The sequence below is a fragment of the Thalassotalea sp. G20_0 genome (assembly GCF_017744175.1).
Taxonomy (GTDB): Bacteria; Pseudomonadota; Gammaproteobacteria; order Pseudomonadales; family Endozoicomonadaceae; genus Endozoicomonas.
On the sequence record NZ_JAGHQV010000544.1, the window covers coordinates 1 to 512 of the forward strand.

Annotated in this window: 1 protein-coding gene; it reads left to right on the forward strand. The window is 49.0% G+C overall.

Annotated elements, in window-relative coordinates; all coding sequences use genetic code 11:
- Positions 1-37 precede the first annotated feature (37 nt).
- Positions 38-512: sugar phosphate nucleotidyltransferase (locus tag J7438_RS27475; RefSeq protein ID WP_286197008.1), on the forward strand; the 475-nt coding region annotated here is incomplete at its 3' end.

The window sequence follows — 512 nt, forward strand, 5'->3', positions numbered from 1 at the left end:
CAACTATTTTCTGCATATGTCGGATGTCACTTTTGATATGAGTGACAACCAGATGAACGTACACCACCGAAAGGCAGAGCCATGGCGGGTAACACTAGTAGATACCGGTGACACATCCATGACCGGTGGTCGTTTGAAACGGGTGAAAGACTACGTTGAAAACGAAGAAGCATTCTGTTTTACCTACGGTGACGGTGTCGGCGATATCGATATCACCGCTACCATAGCGCATCACAAAAGCCAGAACACTATGGCAACGTTAACGGCTACCTACCCTCCTGGCCGTTTTGGTGCATTGGCCATCGACAACCATAAAGTCATCTCGTTCGAGGAAAAGCCAAAGGGTGATGGCGGTATGATCAATGGCGGCTTTTTTGTGCTCTCACCCAAAGTAATTGACTATATCGAAGATGACCAAACCGTATGGGAACAGGAGCCATTAATGCAACTGGCGGCGGATGGCGAACTCTCCTCCTACGAACACCATGGCTTCTGGCAACCCATGGATACCC